Annotated in this window: 18 protein-coding genes; 14 read left to right on the forward strand and 4 right to left on the reverse strand. The window is 64.6% G+C overall.

Translation table 11 applies throughout. The features are described from left to right. The first annotated feature begins 90 nt into the window (after nt 1–90). The gene (locus tag VB618_RS00505; RefSeq protein ID WP_329794531.1) at nt 91–1,881 is read left to right on the forward strand and encodes a tetratricopeptide repeat protein; all 1,791 of its coding nucleotides are present in this window, start codon (nt 91–93) and stop codon (nt 1,879–1,881) included. A 254-nt stretch (nt 1,882–2,135) separates the two neighbouring features. After that, the gene (locus VB618_RS00510; protein ID WP_329795098.1) at nt 2,136–3,008 is read left to right on the forward strand and encodes a 4-(cytidine 5'-diphospho)-2-C-methyl-D-erythritol kinase; all 873 of its coding nucleotides are present in this window, start codon (nt 2,136–2,138) and stop codon (nt 3,006–3,008) included. Nucleotides 3,009–3,132: 124 nt separating this feature from the next. On the opposite strand, the gene VB618_RS00515 is transcribed toward VB618_RS00510, so the two are convergent. Both VB618_RS00515 and VB618_RS00520 read right to left on the reverse strand, forming a co-directional pair. Further along, nucleotides 3,133–3,939, reverse strand: coding sequence for a MetQ/NlpA family ABC transporter substrate-binding protein (locus VB618_RS00515; protein ID WP_329794532.1), 807 nt, complete (start codon nt 3,937–3,939; stop codon nt 3,133–3,135). 355 nt (nt 3,940–4,294) lie between these two features. Continuing rightward, nucleotides 4,295–5,314 carry a polyprenyl synthetase family protein gene (locus VB618_RS00520; protein ID WP_329795099.1) on the reverse strand — a complete coding sequence of 340 codons (1,020 nt, stop codon included), beginning with the start codon at nt 5,312–5,314 and terminating at the stop codon, nt 4,295–4,297. 109 nt (nt 5,315–5,423) lie between these two features. Between VB618_RS00520 and VB618_RS00525 the strand changes: the two genes are divergently transcribed. Both VB618_RS00525 and VB618_RS00530 read left to right on the forward strand, forming a co-directional pair. Further along, on the forward strand, nt 5,424–5,648 hold the full coding sequence (locus tag VB618_RS00525; RefSeq protein WP_190844942.1) for a putative signal transducing protein: 225 nt from the start codon (nt 5,424–5,426) through the stop codon (nt 5,646–5,648). Beyond that, nucleotides 5,641–6,381: a tRNA1(Val) (adenine(37)-N6)-methyltransferase gene (locus VB618_RS00530; RefSeq protein WP_329794533.1), complete on the forward strand. Its 741-nt coding sequence runs from the start codon at nt 5,641–5,643 to the stop codon at nt 6,379–6,381. The genes VB618_RS00525 and VB618_RS00530 overlap by 8 nt, the downstream gene beginning before the upstream one ends. 31 nt (nt 6,382–6,412) lie before the next feature. Here VB618_RS00530 and VB618_RS00535 read toward each other — a convergent pair whose 3' ends face one another. Continuing rightward, nucleotides 6,413–6,763 (reverse strand): hypothetical protein, encoded by a 351-nt coding sequence (locus VB618_RS00535; protein ID WP_329794534.1) that lies wholly within the window; start codon nt 6,761–6,763, stop codon nt 6,413–6,415. 146 nt (nt 6,764–6,909) lie between these two features. Between VB618_RS00535 and VB618_RS00540 the strand changes: the two genes are divergently transcribed. The 8 genes from VB618_RS00540 (at nt 6,910) to VB618_RS00575 (ending at nt 16,218) form a co-directional block, all read left to right on the forward strand. Further along, nucleotides 6,910–7,794: a S49 family peptidase gene (locus VB618_RS00540; protein WP_329794535.1), complete on the forward strand. Its 885-nt coding sequence runs from the start codon at nt 6,910–6,912 to the stop codon at nt 7,792–7,794. Between the two features lie 262 nt (nt 7,795–8,056). Continuing rightward, entirely contained in the window at nt 8,057–8,998 is a 942-nt protein-coding gene (locus tag VB618_RS00545) for a glycine--tRNA ligase subunit alpha (RefSeq protein ID WP_329794536.1), read from the forward strand. Nucleotides 8,999–9,182: 184 nt separating this feature from the next. After that, nucleotides 9,183–9,611, forward strand: coding sequence for an endonuclease domain-containing protein (locus VB618_RS00550; RefSeq protein ID WP_329794537.1), 429 nt, complete (start codon nt 9,183–9,185; stop codon nt 9,609–9,611). Nucleotides 9,612–9,625: 14 nt separating this feature from the next. After that, nucleotides 9,626–11,857 carry a glycine--tRNA ligase subunit beta gene (glyS, locus tag VB618_RS00555; protein ID WP_329795100.1) on the forward strand — a complete coding sequence of 744 codons (2,232 nt, stop codon included), beginning with the start codon at nt 9,626–9,628 and terminating at the stop codon, nt 11,855–11,857. A 149-nt stretch (nt 11,858–12,006) separates the two neighbouring features. Next, entirely contained in the window at nt 12,007–12,642 is a 636-nt protein-coding gene (locus tag VB618_RS00560; RefSeq protein ID WP_329794538.1) for a L,D-transpeptidase, read from the forward strand. A gap of 246 nt (nt 12,643–12,888) precedes the next feature. Continuing rightward, nucleotides 12,889–15,567: a pyruvate, phosphate dikinase gene (gene ppdK / locus VB618_RS00565; protein WP_329794539.1), complete on the forward strand. Its 2,679-nt coding sequence runs from the start codon at nt 12,889–12,891 to the stop codon at nt 15,565–15,567. Next, complete coding sequence (locus tag VB618_RS00570; RefSeq protein WP_329794540.1) at nt 15,564–15,842, forward strand: hypothetical protein; 279 nt, start codon at nt 15,564–15,566, stop codon at nt 15,840–15,842. Before ppdK ends, VB618_RS00570 begins: the two co-directional genes overlap by 4 nt. A 19-nt stretch (nt 15,843–15,861) precedes the next feature. Continuing rightward, nucleotides 15,862–16,218, forward strand: a complete 357-nt coding sequence (locus tag VB618_RS00575) for a GFA family protein (protein ID WP_329794541.1) — start codon at nt 15,862–15,864, stop codon at nt 16,216–16,218. A gap of 238 nt (nt 16,219–16,456) precedes the next feature. Here VB618_RS00575 and VB618_RS00580 read toward each other — a convergent pair whose 3' ends face one another. Continuing rightward, complete coding sequence (locus VB618_RS00580; protein WP_329794542.1) at nt 16,457–16,858, reverse strand: hypothetical protein; 402 nt, start codon at nt 16,856–16,858, stop codon at nt 16,457–16,459. Nucleotides 16,859–16,992: 134 nt separating this feature from the next. Between VB618_RS00580 and VB618_RS00585 the strand changes: the two genes are divergently transcribed. Together VB618_RS00585 and VB618_RS00590 are read left to right on the forward strand one after the other, a co-directional pair. Beyond that, nucleotides 16,993–17,832: a helix-turn-helix domain-containing protein gene (locus VB618_RS00585; protein ID WP_442931604.1), complete on the forward strand. Its 840-nt coding sequence runs from the start codon at nt 16,993–16,995 to the stop codon at nt 17,830–17,832. Nucleotides 17,833–17,943: 111 nt separating this feature from the next. After that, the gene (locus VB618_RS00590; protein WP_329794544.1) at nt 17,944–19,167 is read left to right on the forward strand and encodes a cell wall hydrolase; all 1,224 of its coding nucleotides are present in this window, start codon (nt 17,944–17,946) and stop codon (nt 19,165–19,167) included. Nucleotides 19,168–19,239 lie beyond the last annotated feature (72 nt).

Here is a 19,239-nt window from a genome sequence, read left to right on the forward strand (position 1 = left end):
TGCGGCGCTCTGAGGGAGACGCCATTCTCCGGCCTGATTTGGCGCACATCTCCCTCTGATGAGATGTCGCGATGATTGGAGCCACGCTTCGTGCCCACCTTGAAAAGTCTGAAGTCCCGCAAGGGCTTGCCTGCCCTGATCCTGATGGCCGCTACCATGCTGGTCTCTCCTGCCGCCGTGGCAAACGCCGCCGGGGACGAGATTCTGGAGCCGGCCCAGAGCCTTGAGGGCAATTTCCTCTCGGCCTACGTGGCGGGGTCCGCACGGGACACGGAGGCTGCGACGCTCTTCTTCCGCCAGGCCATCCAGGAGGATCCCCGCAACCAGGAGCTTCTGGAGCGCGCCTTCGTGGCCTTCCTGGCCAACGGCTCCATGCCGGACGCGATCCGGGCGGCGGAGCGCCTCTCGGCCCAGGACGGGTCTAACAACCTCGCGCAGTTCGCCCTTAGCGTGCGCGCCATCAAGACCCAGAAATATGCCGATGCCCGTGCCCGGCTCTCCAAGAGCATGCGCGGCCGTCAGGCGGATCTCACGGCGACGCTTCTGTCCGCGTGGACCTTCGCCGGCTCCAAGGACGGCAAGCAGGCACTCGCCACCGTCGACAAGCTCAAGAACGAGCGCGCCTTCGACCAGTTCCGCGAATACCACGCCGCCCTCATTGCCGACGTGACCGGCAATGCGGCCGAGGCGGAGAAGCGCTTCAAGGCTGCCTATGAGGGCGAGCGCAATACCCTGCAAGTGGTCGATGCCTATGGCCGGTTCCTGGCCAAGCGCGGCCGCAAGGATGAGGCCCTGAAGGTCTACAAGGCTTTCGACGAGGCGGCTCCGCGCCATCCCATCGTGCGCACCGCCATGAAGGCACTGGAGGAGGGCAAACCCCTCATGCCGCTCGTCACCAACGCCCAGGACGGTGCGGCGGAGCTGCTCTACGGCCTCGGCGTCGTGGGCAATTCCCAGGGTGACGAGCTGACGGCCATCATCTATCTGCGCCTCGGCCTCGATCTCAAGCCGGATCACCCGCTGGCCCTCGTTACTCTCGGCGACGTCTACGAGCGCCTGAAGCAGTACGACAACGCCAATGCGATCTTCGCCAGGATCCCGAAGGATTCACCCATCCGCACGAGCGCCGACATCTCCATCGGTCACAATTACGAGCTGATGGGCCGCGGCGAGGATGCGATTACCCATCTCGACAAGCTCATGAAGGAGCATCCGCAGGAGGTGGACGTTGTCATGGCTCTCGGCAACGTGCAGCGCTCGCGCAAGAAGTTCGCGGAAGCGGCTGAGACCTACACCAAGGCCATCAACCTCGTCGGCCAGCCCGAGCGCGGCCACTGGATTCTGTTCTTCTACCGCGGCTCGTCCTATGAGCGCTCGAAGCAGTGGGACAAGGGCGAGGCCGACCTGAAGAAGGCCCTGGAGCTCGTTCCCGAGAACCTGAATGCCGCCCGGGCCCAGGTGATGAACTATCTCGCCTATTCCTGGGTCGACCAGAACATGAATATCGACGAGGCCTTCAAGATGCTCACCAAGGCGGTGGAGCTTGCGCCCCGCGACGGCATGATCATCGACTCGCTGGGCTGGGCCTATTACCGCATGGGCCGCTACGAGGACGCCGTGCGCGAGCTCGAGAAGGCGGTCGAGCTGAAGCCGGGCGATTCCACCATCAACGACCACCTGGGCGACGCCTATTGGAGGGTCGGCCGCAAGCTCGAGGCGAAGTTCCAGTGGGACCACGCCAAGAACTCGGATCCGGAGCACGAGGAGTTGGTGAAGATCCTCAAGAAGATCGACAACGGCCTCGAAGAGGAGCCGAAGCCGGCTGCGGCCGAGAACACGCCTGCGCCTCAAGCAGAGGCGCCGAAGCAGAACGGCGGGTAAGGCTCCCGTACATTCCTGATTTCAACGTCATGGCCGGGCATGTCCCGGCCATTTCTGTTTTTGAAGCGTGTTCAGGACTTGAGCCCTCATCCTGAGGAGGTCGTCAGACCGTCTCGAAGGACGAGGGTGTATCCAGTGCTCTCTGGACCCTCCTTCGAGACGCCGCTCCGCGGCTCCTCAGGATGAGGATTGAGGGAATGGGCCTGCTGCCGACGCCCTTCCCATCCGCTCCGCTCTCGGGCATGGAAAGCGCCATGCCTCAGCCGCTTGCCACCCGTGCGCCCGCCAAGATCAACCTGACGCTCCACGTGCTCGGACGCCGGGCCGACGGCTATCATGAACTCGAAAGTCTCGTGGTGTTCGCCGGAACAGGCGACGATTTGCGGCTCGAGCCTAGTCGAACCCTGGCCCTGGAGGTCAGCGGTCCGACGGCCCTGCTCGCCGGGAGTGATACCGACAATCTCGTCTTGAAAGCCGCGCGCCTGCTTACGGAGCGTGTGGAAGGCCTGAAAGTCGGCACCTTCCATCTGACGAAGCGCCTGCCGGTGGCAGCCGGAATCGGCGGCGGGTCATCCGATGCCGCCGCGGCCCTGCGGCTCTTAGGCCGCCTCAACGGCTTGCCGCTGTCGCATCCGGCCTTGAAAGAGACCGCCCGGCTCACCGGAGCCGATGTGCCTGTGTGCCTGGAGCCGAGGGCTCGCATGATGCGGGGAGCAGGGGAGGAACTGGGACCCGGGCTAATTCTGCCGCGCCTCTTTGCCGTGCTGGTCAACCCGCGCGTGCCGGTGGAGACGCCCGCCGTGTTCAAGGCACTGGGCCTGCAGCCGGGGCAGACGTTGTCTTCAGCTGCGCATCCCGCGCCTGAGGCGCCCTCCCTGGACGCGCTCCTCGCCCTGCTCAAGGAAACCCGCAACGACCTCGAGCAGCCGGCCCTCAATGTGCAGCCGGTGATCGGCGAGGCGCTCGGCCTGCTGCGCGCGACGGACGACTGCCGCCTGGCGCGCATGTCCGGCTCGGGCGCGACGGTGTTCGGACTCTATGACGATTGCGAAGCGGCCGCCGTGTCGGCCAAGCAGATTGGACGCGCACGCCCTGACTGGTGGGTGAAGGCGACGAGCCTGCGGTAACCTGATCCTCCGCCGTCATAGCCGGGCTCGTCCCGGGGATCCACGTCTTCGCTGCGTTATGGCTCTCAAGAGGTGGATGGCCGGGACGAGCCCGGCTATGACGTTCAAAGGTTGTCGCTGCTTCTTACCACGCCGGGATGATGGCGCCCTTGAAACGCTCCTCCAGGAACTTCGCGACTTCCGGGGACTGATAGGCTTCCACGAATGTCTTGATCTCCGGGCGAGTGTCGCCCTGGCGGGCGGCGACGAAGTTGGCGTAAGGATTGCCCTCACGTTTTTCAGTCGCAATGGTGTCCCGGCGGATGTCGAGGCCGGCGTTCAGGGCGTGGTCGGTGTTGATCACTGCCGCATCGAGATCGGGCAGGGCGCGGGGCAGTTGCGCGGCGTCGAGTTCGGAGAACTTCACGCCCTTCGGGTTCTCGCCGATATCGAGGAGGCTCGGCGATAGGCCCCGGCCTTCCTTGATCGTGATCACGCCTTGAGCCGCGAGCAGGTTGAGGGCGCGGCCGCCGTTGCTCGGATCGTTCGGGATGCCGATCTTGGCGCCTTGGGGCAGGTCGGTGACCGACTTCACCTTGCTGGAGTAGAGGCCGATCGGCTGCACGAAGGTGAATCCGACGGGCGCGATCTTGTAGCCGCGCGCTGCGATCTGCGCGTCGAGATACGGCTTGTGCTGGAAGGCATTGGCGTCGAGGTCCTTGCGCTCCAGCGCCTCGTTGACGAGGGCGTAGTCGGAGAAGGGCACGAGTTCGACGGTGAGCCCCTTCGTAGCCGCGACCTTCTTGACGACCTGCGCCACCTCTTCCTCTGCGCCCGACATGACGCCGACCTTGATGCTCTTCTGCTGGGCTGCCACGGGCAGGGCGGTGGTCAGGGCGGCGCCAAGTGCGACGGTGGCGGCCAACAGGGTGCGACGGGTGATAACGGACATGCTGGGTCTCTTTCCGACAAAAGTTCGTTGCGGCTTCAACATGAAGCCGGTCAGGTTGTTCGAGCTGGACTTGGGAATTCAGGCGGTGATGCGATGGCTCTTGCCGAGCGGTGCACGCCGTTGCGGACATCGGACAGAGATGGGGCACATGCGCATCATGACGCGTCGATCCTCGTGAACCACGAGGCGGGATTCGCCCGTGGCGCTTTAGCGTTTGATCACGCGGCGCAAGCTGCTCGTCTCAAATCACCGCGGCCTTGAGGCAGCCGAAGCTGCTCCAGGACAAGAGTGGTTTTATACCTGCTGATTTTTATGTCAACCGTTTCGTTCTGTAAAAAGAACAGACCTGCTATGCTCAGTGAGCGCGGGCAATGCAGAAATCGACGGCATCGAGCAGCGCCTGCTTCATGGGGCTCGACGGAAAGAGCGCCAGCGCGTCGCGGGCCATGGCGCCGTAATGGCGGGCGCGCTCGACCGTATCCTCGAGCGCCCGGTGGCGGCGCATGATGCTGATAGCCTGCTCTAGATCGGCGTTCTCGATCTCACCCTGCTCGAGCACACGCTTCCAGAAGGCGCGCTCCTCGTCCGTTCCGCGGCGGAAGGAGAGGACGACGGGGAGCGTGATCTTGCCCTCGCGGAAATCGTCGCCGACGTTCTTGCCGAGCGTCGCGGCCTTGCCGCCGTAATCGAGGGCATCGTCCACGAGCTGGAACGCGATGCCGAGATTCATGCCGTATGAGCGGCAGGCAGCCTGCTCCGCCTTGGGGCGGCCGGCGATGACGGGCCCGACCTCACAGGCCGCGGCGAAGAGTTCGGCCGTCTTGCCGCGGATCACCGCGAGATACTCGTCTTCCGTGGTCTCGGTGTTCTTGGCAGCGGCGAGCTGCATCACCTCGCCCTCGGCGATCACCGTTGCCGCAGCGGACAGGATGTCGAGGGCGCGGAGCGATCCCACTTCCACCATCATGCGAAAGGCCTGGCCGAGGAGGAAGTCGCCGACGAGCACGCTCGCCTCGTTGCCCCACTTGATTCGAGCCGCGATCTTGCCCCGGCGCATGTCGCTCTCGTCCACCACGTCGTCGTGGAGGAGGGTGGCCGTGTGCATGAACTCGACGGAAGCCGCGAGCTTCACATGCCCGTCGCCCTGGTAGCCGGAGAGGCCGGCGGTGGCGAGCGTCAGCATGGGGCGCAGGCGCTTGCCGCCGGAAGAAATGAGGTGGTTCGCCACCTCCGGGATCATGGTGACCTCGGAGCCCGTGCGCGACAGGATCATCGCATTGACCCGTTCCATATCGGAGGCCACAAGGGAAACGAGCTTCTCGATGCTCGCATTCTTCTCGGGATGCTTGTCTTCGAACGGAACGACGACGCCCACTGCCACGACCCGGGTTGCCGGCGGGAAAAGCCGGTAGGAATATGAACTGGCATGGCACTTTCCATGCTGCAATGCAAACGCTTACCGCATAGGAAAGGGTCTCAGGCCGATGGTCGAAATCGTCCGAAGCAGCGATCTCGTTCTGGTCGGCTTCCTACAGTCCTTATTGGAAAACGCCAACATCCCGGTTCTGGTGGCGGATAACCACATGAGCGCCCTGGAGGGCATGATCGGCGCCTTCCCGCGCCGGATCCTGGTGCCTGGGGATCACGCGGCACAGGCCCGCCGCCTCATTGTCGATGCGGGTCTCGGAGCCGAGCTGCGGCATGATTGAAATCACGCAGGATTTACTGCTCGGCGGGCGTGTGCATCTGGCGCAACCGGCCAGGGGCCATCGCGCCGGCACTGATGCGGTGCTGCTCGCCGCCTCCGCTCCCGTGAAGCCCGGCGACGTGGTGGTGGACGTGGGCGCCGCCACTGGGGCGGTCGGGCTCATGGTGGCTGCCCGGGAGAGGGATGCGCGCCTCGTCTTCGTGGAGCAGGATCCCGACCTTGCCGATCTCTGCCGCCGGAACTGCCGGGACAATGATGTTAAGGCACAGATCGTGGTAGCCGATGTGCTTGACAGGGGCTCACGCCAAGCCTCCGGCCTGACGTTAGAGAGCGCAGACCTCGTCCTGACCAATCCGCCCTTCCTGGAAGAGGGGCAGGCCCGCATCTCGCCGGACCGAGGCCGGGCTGCGGCCCATGCCCTGCCGGCGGGCGGCCTGGAGGCTTGGCTCAAGGCCTGCACGGGGTTGCTCAGACCTAAGGGACGCCTGGTGCTGATCCACCGGGCCGACCGGACAGCCGAGTGCCTGGAAATCCTGGGGAAGTGGCTTGGAGGGATGGAGCTTCGCTTCGTGCATCCCTCTGCCGACAAGCCTGCGATCCGCTGCCTGCTCTCCGGTGTCAAGGGCAGCCGGGCTCCTCTGGTTATCCTGCCGCCCGTAATCCTGAACGGCCCCGATGGACGCTTCACCCCTGAAGCCGAGGCGCTGCATCGGGGCGAAGCCACTCTCCTATGAGAAAGGGCGCCTTTCGGCGCCCTTCATCGATTTACCAGCGACCGGGTCTGCGAGCCGTGCGGCAGACTTGCACCGGACGGCGGACCCACCCGTAATTGGTCCAAACCCTCCGGCGCTCGACCCAGCAGCGGCGAACCGTGCGTACCGGGCGATAGATCAGCGCAGGCCGATAAGCCCGATAGGGACGGTATGCCCGGTAGGGGTTGCCGACCTGGACGCTGATCACCGGACGCGGGCGCGGACGGACATAGCGGCGCTCAACAACGGGACGATAGCCGTAACCGTAGTCCCGATAGTAGGGCTGGGCCTCGACCGGTTGCGCCGAGAGGGCACCGAGCCCGAGGGTCGCAAGGCCAAGAAGGCCGAACATCAGCTTACGCATTGTTTTTCTCCTCACCTCTGCCAACACAAGGGCAGGGCACTTTTCCATGGTGAGGGTTTAGCTCATCGTAGCTGAATGGAGGCCGACGAATTCCCTAACGGGATGTTCATCTTGGGAAGCCGGGCCGTGCACCCTACATAGACGCTATGGCTCAAACATCCCTCCTCTCCATGCTTCCCGCACGCCTGCAATTCCTCCTCCCGGCCAAGTACCGCACCTCGTCCAGCCCCGTCGTGCCGGTGGTACGCCTGTCCGGCCCCATCGGGGCCGTGATGCCCCTGCGCTCAGGGCTCGCCATGTCGAGCGTGGCGCCGCTCCTGGAGCGGGCCTTCTCCGTGCCGGGAGCAAAGGCCGTGGCCCTCGTGATCAACTCGCCAGGAGGGTCGGCGGCGCAATCCCATCTGATCTTCAAGCGTATCCGTGCCTTTGCCGAGGAAAAGAAGATCCCCGTTATCGCCTTTGTGGAGGATGCGGCGGCCTCCGGCGGCTACATGATCGCCTGCGCAGCGGACGAGATCTATGCCGATCCGGCTTCCATCGTGGGCTCCATCGGGGTGGTCTCCGCGAGCTTCGGGTTCCACGAGCTGATCGAGCGCATCGGCATCGAGCGGCGTGTGCACACCGCCGGCAAGAGCAAGGCCATGCTCGACCCGTTCCGCCCCGAGAACCCGGACGATGTGATCCGCCTGAAGGGTCTCCAGCTCAAGATCCACGACGTCTTCGTCGATCTCGTCCGCTCCCGCCGGGGCGAAAAGCTCAACGATTCCTACGACGATCTCTTTTCGGGAGCCTTCTGGGTCGGGGCCGAGGCGGTCGATCTCGGCCTCGTCGACGGGCTCGGCGATATCCGTTCCGTCCTGCGCCAGCGCTTCGGCGACAAGGTGCGGTTCCGCATGATTGAGCCCGCCCGCCGGCCGCTTCTGGCTCGCCTGCTCGGCCGCCGCGCGGTCGGCGACATCAGCCTCTTCGATCCGGGCGAGATCGTCGGCGCCCTGGAGGAGAGGGCCGCCTGGGCGCGATTGGGGTTGTAGCATTTTCCACTGTCATTCCGGGGCGGCCGGAGGCCGAGCCCGGAATCGTTGGATGAGAGTAGTGCAACCGAGCCCTCCTCCCCCTTGTGGGGAGGAGTTGGAGGTGGGGGTGCCGGCGCCACGCTGGTCCAGTTCAGCGCTCACACCCCCACCCCTAGCCCCTCCCCACAAGGGGGAGGGGGATCAAAGGGCAGCGCTTGACTTAGACAGCCCATCATCCCAAGGGTTCGCCTGAAATTTTTGGATAAAACCGGACGCCGATATGACGAGCGAACCCGCGCATATGAACCCTGCGCGCTCTTTCCAGGGCCTGATTCTTACGCTCCAGCGCTACTGGGCCGGACAGGGCTGCGTGATCCTCCAGCCCTACGACATGGAGATGGGCGCCGGCACCTTCCACCCGGCCACCACCTTGCGGGCTCTCGGCCCCAAATCGTGGCGCGCAGCCTATGTGCAGCCCTCCCGGCGCCCAAAGGATGGTCGCTATGGCGAGAACCCGAACCGGGCCCAGCACTATTACCAGTTCCAGGTGATCCTGAAGCCGAACCCGCCGAACCTGCAGGAGCTTTATCTCGGCTCGCTCAAGGCCATCGGCATCGACACCTCGCTCCATGACATCCGCTTCGTGGAGGACGATTGGGAGAGCCCGACGCTCGGCGCCTGGGGTCTCGGCTGGGAGTGCTGGTGCGATGGCATGGAAGTGTCACAGTTCACCTACTTCCAGCAGGTGGCGGGCTTCGAGTGCTCGCCGGTGGCGGGCGAACTCACCTACGGGCTCGAGCGCCTCGCCATGTATCTGCAGGGCGTCGAGTCCATGTACGACCTCAACTTCAACGGCCTCGAGGGCGTCGAGAAGGTCACCTACGGCGATGTCTTTCTGCAGGCCGAGCAGGAATACTCCCGCCACAACTTCGAGCATGCCGACACCGAGATGCTGTTCCGGCACTTCCGCGACGCGGAAGCCGCCTGCCGCAAGTATCTGGACGCCGGAGAGCCGAAGCCTGATGCCAACGACCAGCGCCACCTGATGGCGCTGCCGGCCTATGACCAGTGCATCAAGGCAAGCCACATGTTCAACCTGCTCGACGCCCGCGGCGTGATCTCCGTCACCGAGCGCCAAAGCTACATCCTGCGCGTCCGCGAACTGGCGAAAGCCTGCGGCGCGGCATGGCTGAAGACCGAGGGCGGAGGCGTGGCGGCCTGAGAGAATGACGGCTTCTCGCGACTATTCCCCTCCCCCTTGTGGGGAGGGGCTAGGGGTGGGGGTGCCGGCGCTAAATTGGACCAGTCTGGCACTCACACCCCCACCTCCAACTCCTCCCCACAAGGGGGAGGAGGGCCAGGGCGGTGCTTCCTGTGAGAAAATGGGAACTCGGATCGAATTTCAGATGCCTTCCACCCGCAAAATCGGCACCTCTCGATCTCGCGCGCTTCGCCGGAATGCAACCGATGCGGAGCAGGCCCTCTGGCGCGCCCTGAAGCGGATTCCCGTCTACGGCACCCATTTCCGCCGCCAGGTCCCCATCGGCCCCTATGTGGCGGACTTCGCCTGCCTGAAGGTGCGCCTGCTGATCGAACTCGACGGCGGCCACCACGCGCAGGATGACATCGCCGCGAAAGACGAGGCCCGGACACGTTGGCTCGAAAATGAAAGCTACCGCGTCGTCCGCTTCTGGAACACCGAACTCTCCGAGAACATGAACGGCGTTCTCGACACCATTTACGCGGCCTTGTATGGCTCGCCTCAATCCGAAGCCGCCGCGCTTCCCACCCCACCCCGGCCTGACGGCCGACCCTCCCCCTCAAGGGGAGGGTGATGGACGCACCCGCCATGCCCGATCTCCTCCTCGAACTCTTTTCCGAAGAAATTCCGGCCCGCATGCAGCGCCGTGCGGCGGAGGATCTGAAGAAGCTTGTCACCGATGCGCTCGTGGAGCGCGGCTTCCTCTATGAGGGCGCCAAGGCCTTCGCGACGCCGCGGCGGCTGGCGTTGCACGTCGCGGGCCTGCCCGTGAAGGGGCAGGACGTGCGCGAGGAGCGCAAAGGGCCGCGCGTCGGCTCGCCCGATGCGGCGATCCAGGGCTTCCTGAAAGGGGCGGGGCTTTCGTCCATTGAGCAGGCGAAGATCGAGAGCGATCCGAAGAAGGGCGAGTTCTACGTCGCCGTCATCGAAAAGCCCGGCCGCTCGACGCCGGACGTTCTGGCGGAGATCCTGCCCGGCATCGTCAAGAATTTCCCCTGGCCGAAATCCATGCGCTGGGGTGCTGCCTCCCGCGAGCCCGGCTCGTTGCGCTGGGTGCGTCCGCTCCATTCCATCGTCTGCACCTTCGGCCCCGAGACTGAGGATCCGGAGGTGGTGCGCTTCGATGTCGACGGCATCGGATCGGGCGACGTCACGAAGGGCCATCGCTTCCTCGCGCCGGACGAGATCCGCGTGAAGCGCTTCGACGATTACGCGCCGGCGCTGGAGCGCGCCAAGGTCGTGATCGACACCGACCGCCGCAAGGACATGATCCTGCACGACGCAAAGGACCTTGCCTTCGTGCAAGGCCTCGAACTCATTGAGGACGAGGGACTGCTGGAAGAAGTGGCCGGCCTTGTAGAATGGCCCGTGGTGCTCATGGGTTCCTTCGATGAAGCGTTTCTTGATATCCCGCCTGAGGTGATCCGCACCACGATCCGCGCCAACCAGAAATGCTTCGTGCTGCGCGATCCGAACACCGGCAAGCTCGCCAACAAGTTCCTGCTCACCTCAAACCTGATTGCCAGCGACGGCGGCAAGACGATTGTCGGCGGCAACGAGCGCGTGGTGCGCGCGCGCCTCTCCGACGCCAACTTCTTCTGGAAGACCGACCAGCAGGTGAAGCTGGAAGACCGGCTGGAGAAGCTGAAAGCAATCGTGTTCCACGAGAAGCTCGGCACGCAATACGAGCGCGTGGAGCGCATCGCAGCGCTCAGCAAAGAGCTGGCTCCCATCGTCGGCGCCGATCCTGAACTTGCGGAGCGCGCCGCGCGTCTCGCCAAGGCCGATCTCGTCACCGAGATGGTGGGCGAATTCCCCGAGCTGCAGGGCCTCATGGGCCGCTATTATGCGACACTGCAGGGCGAGCACGCGTCCGTCGCAGCCGCCATCGAGGAGCACTACAAGCCGCTCGGCCCATCCGACCGCGTGCCGACCGATCCGGTCTCAGTAGCAGTGGCGCTGGCCGACAAGATCGACACGCTCGTTGGCTTCTGGGCTATCGACGAGAAGCCCACAGGCTCGAAGGATCCTTACGCGCTGCGCCGTGCGGCACTGGGTGTGATCCGGTTGGTGCTGGAGAACGAAGTGCGCTTCGGCTTAATGGAAAGTTTCTTCTTCCAATCAGGAGAATTGCTGAATCAGCTTTCGAGCAAAGCAATGGATGCGTTTGTTCAAGGTGCGCCGAAGAAAGTTATTGGTCCAAATGGTGTGGAGCTAGAGCTCTCAGGTGCTTTGGTTTCAGCTGACGAGTTTTTAGCTCTCAAGGGTTCGGTGAAGACATTTCAGAAGGATCTCCTCTCCTTCTTCGCCGACCGCCTGAAGGTCTATCTCCGCGATCAGGGCGCGCGTCACGATCTCATCGACGCCGTGTTTGCGCTCGAAGGTCAGGACGACCTGCTCATGATCGTCCGCCGCGTGGAAGCACTCGGTCGCTTCCTCGACACGGAAGACGGCCGGAATCTGCTCGCGGGCTATCGCCGCGCGGCCAACATCCTGCGCATCGAGGAGAAGAAGGACGGGCGGGCTTACAACGAGGCGCCCGATCTCCAGATCGTGAACGACCAAGGGCAGATCGAGGAAAAGGCGCTGGCCGTGGTTCTGGCCAAGGCCAAGGACGAGGCGGCCGCTGCCGTCGAGGCTGAGGATTTCGAAGGCGCCATGCGGGCCCTGTCCCGCCTGCGCCAGCCCGTGGACGCCTTTTTCGACAAGGTGACCGTCAACGCGGAGGATCCCGCACTCCGGGCCAACCGCCTGCGGCTCCTCAACAGCATCCGCGAGGCGACCCGCACGGTGGCGGACTTCTCCCGGATCGAGGGGTAATCAAGACCCGGCAAACGGTGAGGGTTGCGCCACGCGCATGGGGCAGCCCTCACAGGTTAATTCAGGTTAAGGTGTTGCCTGAGGGGCACAGCCAAGGCGGCCTCGGGGCTCTAGGTAGGCGGCAACCGTTTCAACTCAGAAGACCGATCATGATTCGACGCCTCCTGATTGCCGCTCTCCTGAGCGTGCCCCTGGCTGCCTGCCAGACCGCCCAGCAGCCCGTTGCCACAATGGACGACGACAACTGGTATGTCGGCTCGATCCCGGATCAGCCGCACAACATCCCGCTGGTCGACCGCCGCAAGATGGACGCGAAATACGCCCGCCAGACGGTGGAGTACAAGGGTTCGGAGAAGCCGGGCTCCATCGTGGTCGATATTGACGAGCGCATGCTCTATCTGGTCCAGCCCGAGGGCAAGGCGATCCGCTACGGCGTCGGCGTCGGCAAGCAGGGCTTCTCCTGGCGGGGAGTCGCCTCGGTCGGCCGCAAGGGCGTCTGGCCCGCATGGTCGCCCACCAAGACCATGGTCGGCATCAAGCCGGACCTGCCGCGCTACATGGAAGCAGGCCTCAACAACCCGCTCGGCGCCCGCGCCCTCTACCTGCACCAGAACGGCGCCGACACCCTGTTCCGCATCCACGGCACCAACGAGCCCTGGAGCATCGGCGATCAGGTCTCCTCCGGCTGCGTGCGCATGCTCAACGAGGACGTCGCCGACCTCTACGAGCGCGTCCCGGTGGGCACCACGGTCTACGTGAAGCGCAACGGGCGGTATCGCGTCTGAGCCCGAGTTCATGAAAGATCACGATGGCCGGGCATGTCCCGGCCATTTTTGTTTGCTCTCTTGGTTATGGCGGTCCCCGGAACACGCCCGGGGATAACGGGGAGGGGCAGAGCTTCAGGCTACCCAAAGAGCTACCCTTCTGAAATTTCCCGGAACCGTGGCTGTTCAGCTTGCGTTTGGGCTCCACATGTTTCAAGCCAACACCTGCGCGGCAGCAGGGCGTTTCTTAAGCCAAGGGATCGAGTGATGACGCAGTGGGTCTATACCTTCGGGGACGGTAAGGCCGAGGGCCAGGCGGGGATGAAGAACCTGCTGGGCGGCAAGGGGGCGAATCTCGCCGAAATGTCCAATCTGGGCCTGCCGGTGCCTCCGGGCTTCACCATCACGACGGAAGTCTGCACCTACTACTACGACCATGGCCGCGCCTATCCTGAGGAGCTGAAAACCCAGGTCGCAAAGGCCCTGGATTATGTCGGCAAGCTCACGGGCCGCACCTTCGGCGATGCCGAGAACCCGCTTCTGGTCTCCGTCCGCTCCGGCGCCCGGGCCTCCATGCCCGGCATGATGGACACGGTGCTCAATCTCGGCCTCAACGACGTGACCGTCGAGGCGCTGGCCAAGGGCGCGGGCGACGAGCGCTTCGCCTATGACTCATACCGGCGCTTCATCACCATGTATTCCAACGTGGTGCTGGATATCGAGCATCATCACTTCGAGGAGATCCTCGACGAGTTCAAGGACCGCAAGGGCTACACGCTCGACACGGACATGACCGCCCAGGACTGGAAGACCATTCTCCCGCGCTACAAGGCGCTGGTCGAGAAGGAGCTGGATAAGCCTTTCCCGCAGGAGCCGCAGGAGCAGCTCTGGGGCGCCATCGGGGCCGTGTTCGGCTCCTGGATGAACAACCGCGCCATCAAGTACCGCGAGCTGCACGCCATTCCGGCGAGCTGGGGCACGGCGGTGAACGTGCAGGCCATGGTGTTCGGCAACATGGGCGAAACCTCCGCCACGGGCGTTGCCTTCACCCGCAACCCGTCGACCGGCGAGAGCGAGCTCTATGGCGAGTTCCTCATCAATGCCCAGGGCGAGGACGTGGTGGCGGGCATCCGCACCCCGCAGGACATCACCGAGAAGGCGCGCGTCGCGTCCGGATCCGACAAGCCCTCCATGGAGCGGGCGATGCCCGACGCCTACAACGAGCTGGTGCGCATCTACGGCATTCTCGAGAGGCACTACCGTGACATGCAGGACATGGAATTCACGGTCGAGACCGGCAAGCTCTGGATGCTCCAGACCCGCAACGGCAAGCGCACGGCGAAAGCGGCCTTGCGCATCGCCGTGGAGCTGGCGTCTGAGGGCCTGATCACGCAGGAAGAGGCGATCACCCGCGTGGAGCCGGCGGCCCTCGACCAACTGCTGCACCCCACTATCGACCCCAAAGCCGAGCGCAAGATCCTGGGCACAGGCCTGCCGGCTTCTCCGGGTGCTGCCTCCGGCGCGATCGTGTTCAACTCCGACGATGCGGAAGCGGCCAAGAAGGCGGGCCACAAGGTCATCCTCGTGCGTGTCGAGACCTCGCCTGAGGACATTCACGGCATGCATGCGGCGGAGGGCATTCTCACCACCCGAGGCGGCATGACCTCGCACGCGGCGGTGGTCGCGCGCGGCATGGGCAAACCCTGCGTTTCGGGCGCGGGCCAGATCCGCGTGGATTACGCAACTCAGACGCTCACGGTGGCAGGACAGACGCTGAAGAAGGGCGAGATCATCACCATCGACGGCTCGAACGGTCAGGTGCTGCTGGGCCAGGTCGAGATGCTGCAGCCGGAACTCTCGGGCGAGTTCGCCACCCTCATGGGCTGGGCCGACAAGGTGCGCCGCATGAAGGTGCGCGCCAATGCGGAGACGCCCCTCGATGCCAAGACCGCGCGCAGCTTCGGGGCGGAAGGCATTGGTCTTTGCCGCACGGAGCACATGTTCTTCGAGGGCGACCGCATCGTGGCGGTGCGCGAGATGATCCTCTCCGACGACGAGGCCGGTCGCCGCGCGGCCTTGTCCAAGCTGCTGCCGATGCAGCGCAAGGACTTTGCCGAGCTGTTCTCGATCATGAGCGGGCTGCCCGTCACGATCCGCCTGCTCGATCCGCCGCTGCACGAGTTCCTGCCGCACTCGGAAGAAGAGATGCAGGAGGTGGCGAAAGCCATGAATGCCTCTGTCGAGAAGCTGAGACACCGCGCCCGCGAACTGCACGAGTTCAACCCGATGCTTGGCTTCCGCGGCTGCCGTCTGGCGGTGGCCTATCCTGAAATCGCCGAGATGCAGGCGCGCGCCATCTTCGAGGCGGCGGTTGAGGCCGGAAAGACGACGGGACAGCCTGTGGTTCCCGAGATCATGGTGCCGCTCGTGATGACGAAACCGGAGCTCGATTGGGTGAAGGAGCGCATCGTTGCCATGGCGGAAGCCGTGAAGGCGGAAAGCGGCGTTACCATCGAGTATCAGGTCGGCACGATGATCGAGCTGCCGCGCGCGGCCCTGCTCGCCGGCGACATCGCGAAATCGGCGGAGTTCTTTTCCTTCGGCACCAACGATCTGACGCAGACCACGCTCGGCATCTCACGCGACGACGCGGCCTCGTTCCTCGGTCCCTATACGCAGAAGGGCCTGCTGCCGGCCGATCCGTTTGTCACGATCGATCAGGAAGGTGTGGGCGAACTGGTCAGGATCGCGGTGGAGCGTGGGAAGAAGACGAGGCCCGACATCAAGCTCGGAATCTGCGGCGAGCACGGCGGCGATCCGGCCTCGATCCACTTCTGCGAAGCGACGGGTCTCGACTACGTGTCCTGCTCGCCTTACCGCGTGCCGATCGCGCGCCTTGCGGCCGCGCAGGCGGCGCTCGGCAGCAAAGCCGCGAGCCAGGCATGATGCCGATGTCCCTGTCGCGCGGGCGCCTGCTTTACATCATCGCAGTGCTGGTCTCCGGCATCGTGATCGGCCTCATCGTGGCGCCACGGCCGCATCTGCAGGAGCTGATCGTGCCGCCGGCCGCATGGCCTTTCGCCGTGTCCCTGGTGCTCGATATGATCATCGGCCAGATGGCCGCGCAGGGCAGGGCGGAGCCGCTCACCATGAGCGACCGGTTCATTGCCGTTCTCGGTGCCGGCCTCATCGTCACGGCGATGGTGGCATACGCGGCCTGACAAAAAACGGGGGTTTGGGATGACGCTTCACAAGGGTTCGTGCCATTGCGGCAAGGTTGCGTACGAGGTCGAGACGGATCTCGCGCAGGTGATCGAGTGCAACTGCTCCATCTGCCAGCGCAAGGGCTACCTTCTGACCTTCGTGCCGCGCAGCGCGCTGAACGTAATCCGCGGCGAGGAGGACCTCGCCACCTACACGTTCAACACGCACACGATCCAGCACCGCTTCTGCTCCACCTGCGGCGCGGCCACCTTCGGAGAAGGCAAACAGCCGACCGGCGAGGCGACGGCAGCCATCAACGTGCGCTGCCTGGAGACGGTGGAGCTGTCGGACATCACGCCGGTCCCGTTCAACGGGCGGGATGCGAGGGGCTGATCCCCTCGCACAACATACCAGTCTCAAGCTGTCATTCCGGGGGCGCGCAGCGGAGCCCGGAATCCATAACTACGACAGCTCAGGACGGGACGGACAGCATCTCGCCTCTTCTTGCAATGTTAGCGGTTATGGATTCCGGGCTCGGCCCTTGGCCGCCCCGGAAGGACAGTGAGGGTGATTGAAGGCGTGGATGCCCGGCACGAGGCCGGGCATGACGGGGCACAACTGGCTTGACACTTCACGCAACGGCTTCCGCTGACCGGCGCAGCCCCACATATTGAAACTCCGCATACATCAGCACCACCAGTGCTTGCCCGATCACGAAGGCATAGCCGGCGCTTGTCGGCGCAACCCAGCCGCTCATCAGGAGCAGGACGCTGTCGGCCACCCAGAGAGCGTTGCCCAGCACCACGGCCCAGGCGACGGGCTTGCTGATTGTCTCGCGCACACCGAGCCAGCCGATGAAGCCCGCATAGGGCAGGAGCACTAGGCCTGCGATGCGCAGCAGCGTCTCCGGCAGCCCGAGAATGCCGCTCAACGGTCCGGCTCCGATCAGCATCAGCAGGCCGAAGGCGGCGCTGGTGGCGGCATCGGCCACGAGAGCTTGGCGAAGAAGCGGGGAGGAGTGGATATTCATCATGGCTGTCTCCTGTTGTTCACCGGCTGAAGGCATCAACCGTGAATGCAGGATTGCGCCGGGAGGGAGGGTCGTCGATTACCTCCGAGGTCATGGAACACCGGCGTACCTCGCGCTATGGTCCTCTCATGAGAACCGTGAACACCCAACCTGTGAACAGCCCCACGCCTGTGGGCGATTATCTTCGTGAATGGCGCCAGCGCCGGCGCATGAGCCAGATGGACCTGGCGCTTGAGGCCGAGATTTCCACGCGGCACCTGAGCTTCCTCGAGACGGGCCGCTCGCAGCCGAGCCGCGAGATGGTGCTGCTGCTCGCGGAAAAGCTCGACATGCCCCTGCGCGAGCGCAATATCATGCTGGTGTCGGCAGGCTTTGCGCCGATCTATTCGGAGCGTTCCCTCGACGATCCCGCGCTGGCGAGCATGCGCCAGGCGGTCGATCTCGTCCTGAGAGGGCACGATCCTTATCCGGCGCTCGCCGTCGACCGGCACTGGTCGCTCGTCTCGGCCAACGATGCGCTTGTCTCGCTTATCGGCGATGTGGATCCGGCCCTGATGAAGCCGCCGGTGAACGTGCTGCGCCTGAGCGTTCATCCGGCGGGGCTCGCGCGCCGCATCGTGAACTTCACCGAGTGGCGCAACCATCTCGTCCATCGCCTGCACCGGCAGGTCGATGCGACGGGCGACGCAACGCTCGCCGCCCTGATCGCAGAGCTGCGCTCCTATCCGACGCCCGATGCGGCTGCACGCGCTCTCAAGGCGGGCCATGACTATGCCGGCATCGTCGTGCCCCTGCAGCTCACCACGGAGGGGGGCGTGCTGACGCTCTTCAGCACCACCACGATCTTCGGCACGCCGGTGGACGTGACCCTGTCGGAGCTCGCCATCGAGGCCTTCTTCCCGGCCGATGCGGGAACCGCGAATGCGCTGCGGCGCTTGGCCGAGAAGCGTCAGGCTGCCGCAGGCCCGGCCCAATAGGCGGGGCCAGTCTTAACCACCCATCAACCTTAACCCGCGATAACTTTAAGACATCGGAGCCCTCCTGCTGGATGCTCCGGATTGTGTCGAGTTTTTTGCAGGGTGTTGCGCGTGCGTCTTCCGTATCGTCGGTCTCGGGTGAAATGGATCTGCGCCACCACGGCCCCCTGGGCGCTGGCGACCGGTCTGCTGATCTCGTTCACGGCATCCGCCAGCAACGATCTCCATTCCGGCGTGAGCTTCGCCCCTCGCAGCGCCACCGCCCGCCTGATCGATACCGCCCTCGTGCCGCCGACCGGCGCGTCGATGGCCGGGAGCAGGCTCGGGGTCGAGCGCGACATCCTCCGTTCCCTGCCGCGTTACGACCTGCCGAGTGAAATGAGTGATTCCGAGCCCCTGAAGGCCGACCGGAAGGCCGATGCGGGCACTGACGCGATCATCGACCGATCGATGAAGGGCAATCCGCTGGTCCCGCCGCACGCGACGCTTTCCCGGCGGGCCAAGCAACTGCGCTCGGTGCTCAACCAGGCTGGCAGCGCCCGTTTAATCTATAGCCAGGACGAAGATCTCCTGCCGCCCACCGTTCTCATGGAAGGGCAACTCGAAGAATTCGACATGGAACAGGCCTTCGAGCCCTGGCAGGCGCCGGAATACACCACGACCCAGCAGGCCATCTCGGTGCAGTCTCCGGCTGCCGCAGCGGCAGGTTCAACCGGCGCCTCGGCCAGCCCGACCACGCCGATGGTGAAGCGAGCCGTCACCCTGTCCTCGGCAACGCCGGCACCTATGGATGCAACGCCCATGGAGATCGCCGCCGCCCCCGTGTCGCTGCAGTCGCCGCGTCTCGACCGTGGCGATATGACGATCCTGCCGAAGAGCGATGATCCCGACCGCCCGCGCTATGCTGACCTGATCGACCCGGACAACCTGAACAAGGAGCAGCGCTGCCTGGCCGAGGCCGTCTATTTCGAGGCTCGCAGTGAGCCTGTGGAAGGGCAGGCGGCAGTCGCCCAGGTGATCCTGAACCGCGTGAAGAGTGGGCTTTATCCCTCGTCCATCTGCGGCGTGGTTTACCAGAACCGCCACCGCCATCTCGCCTGCCAGTTCACCTTCGCCTGCGAGGGCAAGTCCCTGCGCATCCGCGACAGCGAATCCTGGGAGCGGGCGACCAGGGTGGCGAGCGCCGTGCTCGAAGGCAGAACCTATCTGGCCGATGTCGGTGGCGCGACCCACTACCATGCGAACTACGTTCGTCCCTCGTGGTCGCGCCGCTTGAAAAAAATGGACGTGATCGGCCGCCACATCTTCTACAAGCTCAAGCCGGGACAGACTTGAGAAACTCCCTCGCCTGTGCGTTTCGGCACTAGGAGTAACGTAATAGAGTAGTAGAAGCTTGAGATGCGAGGT

The organism is Microvirga sp. CF3062 (assembly GCF_036314045.1).
Classification (GTDB): domain Bacteria; phylum Pseudomonadota; class Alphaproteobacteria; order Rhizobiales; family Beijerinckiaceae; genus Microvirga.

Excerpts from the sequence above, each read along its gene's own strand:
- VB618_RS00535 (WP_329794534.1), bottom strand. The coding sequence starts at position 6,763 with ATGCGTAAGCTGATGTTCGGCCTTCTTGGCCTTGCGACCCTCGGGCTC.
- VB618_RS00575 (WP_329794541.1), top strand. The coding sequence starts at position 15,862 with ATGACGCTTCACAAGGGTTCGTGCCATTGCGGCAAGGTTGCGTACGAG.
- VB618_RS00545 (WP_329794536.1), top strand. The coding sequence starts at position 8,057 with ATGACGAGCGAACCCGCGCATATGAACCCTGCGCGCTCTTTCCAGGGC.
- VB618_RS00540 (WP_329794535.1), top strand. The coding sequence starts at position 6,910 with ATGGCTCAAACATCCCTCCTCTCCATGCTTCCCGCACGCCTGCAATTC.
- VB618_RS00570 (WP_329794540.1), top strand. The coding sequence starts at position 15,564 with ATGATGCCGATGTCCCTGTCGCGCGGGCGCCTGCTTTACATCATCGCA.
- VB618_RS00515 (WP_329794532.1), bottom strand. The coding sequence starts at position 3,939 with ATGTCCGTTATCACCCGTCGCACCCTGTTGGCCGCCACCGTCGCACTT.
- VB618_RS00510 (WP_329795098.1), top strand. The coding sequence starts at position 2,136 with ATGCCTCAGCCGCTTGCCACCCGTGCGCCCGCCAAGATCAACCTGACG.
- VB618_RS00525 (WP_190844942.1), top strand. The coding sequence starts at position 5,424 with ATGGTCGAAATCGTCCGAAGCAGCGATCTCGTTCTGGTCGGCTTCCTA.
- VB618_RS00580 (WP_329794542.1), bottom strand. The coding sequence starts at position 16,858 with ATGATGAATATCCACTCCTCCCCGCTTCTTCGCCAAGCTCTCGTGGCC.
- VB618_RS00560 (WP_329794538.1), top strand. The coding sequence starts at position 12,007 with ATGATTCGACGCCTCCTGATTGCCGCTCTCCTGAGCGTGCCCCTGGCT.
- VB618_RS00530 (WP_329794533.1), top strand. The coding sequence starts at position 5,641 with ATGATTGAAATCACGCAGGATTTACTGCTCGGCGGGCGTGTGCATCTG.
- VB618_RS00550 (WP_329794537.1), top strand. The coding sequence starts at position 9,183 with ATGCCTTCCACCCGCAAAATCGGCACCTCTCGATCTCGCGCGCTTCGC.
- glyS (WP_329795100.1), top strand. The coding sequence starts at position 9,626 with ATGCCCGATCTCCTCCTCGAACTCTTTTCCGAAGAAATTCCGGCCCGC.
- ppdK (WP_329794539.1), top strand. The coding sequence starts at position 12,889 with ATGACGCAGTGGGTCTATACCTTCGGGGACGGTAAGGCCGAGGGCCAG.